At 70.1% G+C, this 6445-nt stretch carries 6 protein-coding genes; all 6 read left to right on the forward strand.

Annotated elements, in window-relative coordinates; all coding sequences use genetic code 11:
- Window positions 1–513 (forward strand): PfkB family carbohydrate kinase (locus tag U9980_RS18925; protein WP_322769139.1); only part of this gene is annotated, 513 nt, incomplete at its 5' end.
- Complete coding sequence (locus U9980_RS18930) at window positions 503–1405, forward strand: deoxyribose-phosphate aldolase (RefSeq protein ID WP_322769140.1); 903 nt, start codon at window positions 503–505, stop codon at window positions 1403–1405. The genes U9980_RS18925 and U9980_RS18930, both read left to right, overlap by 11 nt.
- Window positions 1402–2466: a 5-deoxy-glucuronate isomerase gene (gene iolB, locus U9980_RS18935; RefSeq protein ID WP_322769141.1), complete on the forward strand. Its 1065-nt coding sequence runs from the start codon at window positions 1402–1404 to the stop codon at window positions 2464–2466. Before U9980_RS18930 ends, iolB begins: the two co-directional genes overlap by 4 nt.
- Window positions 2463–4358: a 3D-(3,5/4)-trihydroxycyclohexane-1,2-dione acylhydrolase (decyclizing) gene (iolD, locus tag U9980_RS18940; protein ID WP_322769142.1), complete on the forward strand. Its 1896-nt coding sequence runs from the start codon at window positions 2463–2465 to the stop codon at window positions 4356–4358. Before iolB ends, iolD begins: the two co-directional genes overlap by 4 nt.
- Before the next feature lie 103 nt (window positions 4359–4461).
- On the forward strand, window positions 4462–5958 hold the full coding sequence (locus tag U9980_RS18945) for a CoA-acylating methylmalonate-semialdehyde dehydrogenase (RefSeq protein ID WP_322769143.1): 1497 nt from the start codon (window positions 4462–4464) through the stop codon (window positions 5956–5958).
- Between the two features lie 112 nt (window positions 5959–6070).
- A partial coding sequence (locus tag U9980_RS18950; RefSeq protein ID WP_322769144.1) for a substrate-binding domain-containing protein occupies window positions 6071–6445 on the forward strand: 375 nt, incomplete at its 3' end.

The raw sequence follows: 6445 nt of genomic DNA on the forward strand, positions 1-6445 counted from the left end.
GCGGCGCATCACGCCGCATGGCGGGCCCGGGGCCGGCGCGCCTACACCGTCCTCGACCTCGACTACCGCCCGATGTTCTGGCCGTCCGCGGCGGCCGCGGGCGAGCAGGTGCGGGCCGCCCTGCCGCATGTGACGGTGGCCGTGGGGAACCTGGAGGAATGCGAGGTCGCGGTCGGTACGCGTGATCCGCGGGCGGCCGCGGCGGCGCTGCTCGATGCCGGCGTCGAGCTCGCCGTCGTCAAACAGGGTCCGCGGGGGGTGCTGGCCGCGACGGCGACCGCGAGCGTCGAGGTGTCGCCGATCCCCGTCACTGTTGTCAACGGGCTGGGGGCCGGCGACGGTTTCGGCGGGGCACTGTGCCACGGACTGCTTGCCCGATGGCCGCTGGAACAGTTGGTGCGCTTCGCCAACGCGGCCGGCGCGATCGTCGCCACCCGGCTGGAATGCTCCACCGCGATGCCGACGACCGCCGAGGTGTGCGCCCGGCTTGAGGAGTTTGTCGATGCTGTCTGACCAGCGCTTGTGGGATCTGCGCGAGCTGCGCGCGCGCAACCCCGAAGCGATCGCAGAGGCGGCCGCCGGACGTCGGCGCCGGCCCCTGCTCGACGGGTCCGGCCGGCTGCTGATCGTGGCTGCCGACCATCCCGCCCGCGGCGCACTGGGGGTGCGGGAGAACCCGGCGGCGATGGCCGACCGGGACGACCTGCTGCGTCGCCTGGTGACCGCGCTCGCCGACCCCGCCGTTGACGGGGTGCTCGGCACCGCGGACGTCCTGGAGGACCTGCTCCTGCTCGGGGCGCTGGAGGGCAAGGTCGTCTTCGGCTCGATGAACCGGGGTGGACTGCATGGCGCCGTGTTCGAGCTGGACGACCGGTTCACCGGTTACGACGCGCTGACGATCGCGGCGATGGGTTTCGATGGCGGGAAGATGCTCTGCCGTATCGACCTGGCTGATCCGGGGACCGTCAGCACGCTGGAATCCTGTGGCCGTGCGGTCACCGAGCTGGCCCGGCTCGGGCGGGTCGCGATGCTCGAGCCCTTCATCTCCCGCCGCGTGGACGGGCGGGTGCACAACGACCTCACGCCGGCAGCGGTGGTCAAGTCGGTCGCGGTGGCGGCCGGGCTGGGCGCCACCAGCTCGCACACCTGGCTGAAGCTGCCCGTGGTGGACGGGCTGGAAGAGGTCATGGCCGCCACCACCCTGCCGGCGTTGCTGCTCGGCGGCGACCCGGTCGGGTCGATGGAGCAGACCTACGCATTCTGGGCGCGGGCCCTCACGCTACCCGGCGTGCGGGGTCTGGTGGTCGGTCGCGCGCTGCTCTACCCGCCCGGCGGGGACGTGGCGGCGGCGGTGGCTGGCGCCGCACAGTTGGTACGGCCAGCGCTACGAAAGGTGTCGGCATGAGTACTAGCGTGCGTACTTCAGCGCGGACGGCCGGAGGCGGCAAGAACTGGCACATCCCTGCCGGGATGCTCCGCGGTGACGGCTGGCAGCTGGATCTGGGCCCGAAGCAGGCCGGGTGGGACTTCGCCGGGCTGCGGGTCCTGCGGCTGGAGCCGGGCGAGTCGAGGACGTTCACCACCGTCGACCGCGAGACGATCGTGCTGCCGCTGTCCGGCTCCTGCGTTGTCGACTATATCGGCCAGATGCCCGAAGCGGCTGGGCGGCCTGGCTCAATCTCCCAGCCGCTTCGGACCCGGGACCATGCGTGGTGGGAGCTCGCCGGGCGCGGCGGCGTCTTCGACGGCCCGACGGACTTCGTCTACCTACCCAGGAATGCCGCCGCAACGATCCGCAGCCGCCGCGGCGGCCGGTTCGCGTTGCCGTCGGCGGTAGCCCGCCGGACTCTGCCGCCACGCTACGTCCCAGCCTCCGACGTGCCCGTGGAGCTACGCGGGGCAGGCTCGTGTTCGAGGCAGGTGAACAACTTCTGTACGCCGCAGAGCCTCGACGCCGACCGCCTGATCGCCTGCGAGGTGCTCACCCCGGCCGGAAACTGGTCGTCCTACCCGCCGCACAAGCATGACGAGGAGCGGCCGGGCGAGACCGCGCTGGAGGAGATCTACTACTTCGAGGTGTCGCCAGGACAGGGCGGTCCCGGCATCGCCTACCAGCGGGTGTACGGCACCGAGCGGCGGCCGGCCGACCTGCTGGCCGAGGTGCGGTCCGGCGACGTTGTGATCATCCCATGCGGGTGGCACGGCCCGTCCATGGCCGCGCCGGGCTACGACCTCTACTACCTCAACGTCATGGCCGGTCCCGGGCCGGAGAGAGCCTGGCTGATCTGCGATGACCCGGCCCACACCTGGGTCAGGCAGACGTGGCGCCAGACCGACATCGACCCGCGTCTGCCCATGACACCGACCGGCTATGGCCCGGAGCCGAAGGGAAACCCGGAGCCGAACGGAAAAGGGAAACCCGCCCCCGACGGAGTGCCCTCGGCCGACACGGGGATGATCCGTTGACCACCGACGGCCCCCGGACGGTTCGGCTCACCGTCGCGCAGGCCCTGGTCCGCTTCCTCGCGGCCCAGCGCAGCGAGCGTGACGGCGTCCGGCACAAGCTGTTCGCCGGCTGTTTCGGGATCTTCGGGCACGGCAATGTGGCCGGGATCGGCCAGGCCCTGCTGGAAGCCGAGCTGCGCACGCCCGGCGCGCTGCCGTACTACCAGGCGCGCAACGAGCAGGGCATGGTGCACGCGTCGACAGCCTTCGCCCGGATGCGTAACCGCCTCACGACCCTGGCCTGTACGTCCTCGATCGGCCCCGGCGCGACCAACATGGTGACCGGCGCGGCCCTGGCCACCATCAACCGGCTGCCCGTGCTGCTGCTGCCGGGCGATGTGTTCGCCATCCGGCCCGCGAACCCGGTGCTGCAGGAGCTGGAGGACCCGCGCGGCTACGACGTGTCGGTCAACGACACGTTCCGGCCGGTGTCGGCGTTCTTCGACCGCGTCTGGCGGCCGGAGCAGCTCCCCTCGGCGCTGCTCGGCGCGATGCGGGTGTTGACCGACCCGGCGCAGACCGGTGCAGTGACGCTGGCGATGCCACAGGACGTCCAGGCCGAGGCGCATGACTGGCCGGTCGAGCTGTTGGCCGAACGGGTGTGGCATGTCGCCCGCCCGCTGCCGGAACCGGCGGCGCTGGCCCGCGCGGTGGAGGTGATCGCCTCGGCGCGGCGGCCGTTGATCGTGGCCGGTGGCGGTGTCATCTACGCTGAGGCGACCGGCGATCTGCGGGCATTCGCCGAGGCCACCGGCATCCCGGTCGCAGAGACCCAGGCCGGCAAGGGGTCGCTGCCCTACGATCATCCGCTCGCCCTCGGCGCTGTCGGCGCCACCGGGACGACCGCGGCCAATCGGATCGCTCGCCAGGCCGATGTCGTGATCGGCATCGGCACCCGCTACAGCGACTTCACCACCGCGTCCCGGACCGCCTTCGCGCACCCGGGGGTGCGGTTCGTGAACGTCAACGTCGCTGTCCAGGATGCGGTCAAGCATGCGGGGGTCGGGGTCGTCGCCGACGCCCGCGAGACGCTGCGCGTGCTGACGGAGGCGCTCGCGAGGTGGTCGGTGGCGGCCGGCTACCGGGAGCTGGTCGGGCGGCTCGCCGCCGAGTGGGACGAGACGGTGCAGCGGGCCTATACCCTCGGCCACACCCCGATGCCGGCACAGTCCGAGGTGATCGGGGTCGTCAACGAGGTGTCGGACCCGCGGGACGTGATCGTGTGCGCCGCCGGCTCGATGCCGGGTGACCTGCACAAGCTATGGCGCACCCGGGACCCCAAGGGCTACCACGTCGAGTACGGCTACTCGTGCATGGGCTACGAGATCGCCGGCGGGCTCGGCGTGAAGATGGCCGCGCCGGACCGCGGCGTCTTCGTCATGGTGGGGGACGGCTCCTACCTGATGATGGCCCAGGAGCTGGTCACGGCTGTCCAGGAGAGCATCGAGATTATCGTGGTCCTGGTCCAGAACCACGGTTTCGCCTCGATCGGGGCGCTGTCCGACACGGTTGGCGCGGGGCGTTTCGGGACCTGGTACCGCTACCGAAACCCGCACAGCCGCCGGCTGGACGGCGACATCCTGCCGGTGGACCTGGCGGCCAACGCGGCCAGCCTGGGTGTCAAGGTCCTGCGGGCCCGGACGATCGACGAGTTTCGGGATGCCCTGCGGCAGGCCAAAGAGCATCGCGGCGGGCCTGTCCTCGTCCACGTCGAGACCGACCCGCTGGTCCCGGCGCCCAGCAGCGAGTCCTGGTGGGACGTGCCGGTCGCCGAGGTCTCCGAACTCGAATCCACGCGGCAGGCGCGAAAATCCTACGAGGCTAACAAGGAGCATCAGCGGCCCTTTCTCTAGACGCCGTCCACGACATCGCCCGCCACGCCATCCGGTCGCCGTCCACGGAGCAGCCGACATCGCATTCCACGCAACGTTCAGCCACAACGGAACGGACATCGACGTGAGAACCATTGAGCACTGGATCGGCGGGAAATTGACGCCCGGCACGTCCACCCGTCATGGAACCGTCTGGAATCCCGCAACCGGGCAGCCCCAGGCACAGGTTGTCCTCGCCACCCGGCGGGATGTGGACAACGCGGTCCGGGTCGCGGCGGATGCCTTCGCGGAGTGGTCGCAGTCTTCGCTGAGCGCGCGGACCAAGGTGTTGTTCGCATTCCGTGAGCTGGTCAACGCGCGGATGGACGAGCTGGCCGAGATTATCTCGGATGAGCACGGCAAGGTCGTGTCGGACGCGCGCGGCGAGGTCCGGCGCGGCCTGGATGTCGTCGAGTTCGCCTGCGGCATCCCGCAGCTGCTGAAGGGCGACTATTCCGACCAGGTGTCGACCGGCGTCGACGTCTTCTCGTTCCGGGAGCCGCTCGGCGTGGTAGCCGGTATCGCACCCTTCAACTTTCCCGTGATGGTGCCGATGTGGATGTACCCGATCGGGATCTCGTGCGGCAACACCTTCGTCCTCAAGCCGAGCGAACGCGATCCGTCGGCCTCGCTGCTGGTGGCCCGGCTGTGGGCGGAGGCCGGCCTGCCTGACGGTGTGTTCAACGTCGTCCACGGAGACGCCGAGTCGGTCGACGCGCTGCTCGACCACCCGGACGTCGCGGCCGTCTCGTTCGTCGGCTCGACCCCCGTCGCCCGGCACATCCATGCCCGGGCGACCGCGACGGGCAAGCGGGTGCAGGCCCTTGGCGGGGCTAAGAACCACGCGATCGTCATACCCGACGCCGACCTTGACTTCGCCTCGGACCACCTCATGGCCGCAGCCTTCGGCTCCGCCGGGGAGCGCTGCATGGCGATCTCCGCGGCGGTCGCCGTCGGAGCCGGAGCCGACGCCCTTGTCGAGGTGGTACGCCAGAAGGCGTCGGCGATACGGGTCGGACCGGGCCGCGACGCTGCGAGCGAGATGGGGCCGGTTGTCACGCAGGCGGCCAAGGACCGCATCGTCGGGCTGATCGACTCAGGTGAGCGCAGCGGTGCCCGGATCGCCGTCGACGGGCGCGGACTGGTGGTTCCCGGCCACGAGAGCGGCTTCTTCGTCGGCCCGACCGTCATCGACCAGGTGACACCCGAGATGGAGGTGTACCGCGAAGAAATCTTCGGACCGGTACTCTGCGTCCTGCGCGCCGACGACGTGGACTCCGCTATCCGTCTCATCAACGCCAATTCCTACGGCAACGGCACGGCCATCTTCACCTCCTCCGGTGAGATCGCCCGCCGATTTCAGCGGAGCGTCAAGGTTGGCATGATCGGTATCAACGTCCCCATCCCGGTGCCGATGGCCTATTACTCCTTCGGCGGATGGAAGGACTCGCTGTTCGGCGAGCGGCACATCCACGGCCCCGAGGGGGTTTCCTTTTACACCCGGGCCAAGGTCGTCACCACCCGCTGGCCCAATGTCGAGCACGCCACCGGTGCCAGCTACCACTTTCCGACCGCCGTATGACCGCGCGAGTCGACGGGCCCGGCCTCCCGGCCCGGGCCCGCACCCCCGCGGAGCGACCCCACGTTCTTCGGCACCGTTCCACCGCATTAACCGGCCAGGAGAAAAAAGTAGAATGATTCGTCACCGGCGGGCATTCGCCACACTCGCACTCGCGTCGGCAGTCATTTTATTAGGCGCCGCCGCGTGCAGCGGCAGCGGCGGGAAGGAGTCGGAGCAGAGCAACAGCGGGACGGCCTCGGGCCAGGTGGCGGACACGCCCCGACTGAAGATCGCCATGGTCACTCACCAGTCTTCCGGCGACACCTTCTGGGACATTGTGCGCAAGGGCGCGCAGGCCGCCGCGGCGAAGGACAACATCCAGCTCATCTACTCCAGTGACCCGGACGGCGGGAAGCAGGCCACCCTCATCCAGAACGCGATCGACAGCAAGGTCGACGGCATCGCCGTGACGCTCTCGCACCCTGAGGCGCTGAAGGGCGCTGTGCAG

This window comes from Protofrankia sp. Cr1 (genome assembly GCF_963555865.1).
Lineage (GTDB): Bacteria > Actinomycetota > Actinomycetes > Frankiales > Frankiaceae > Protofrankia.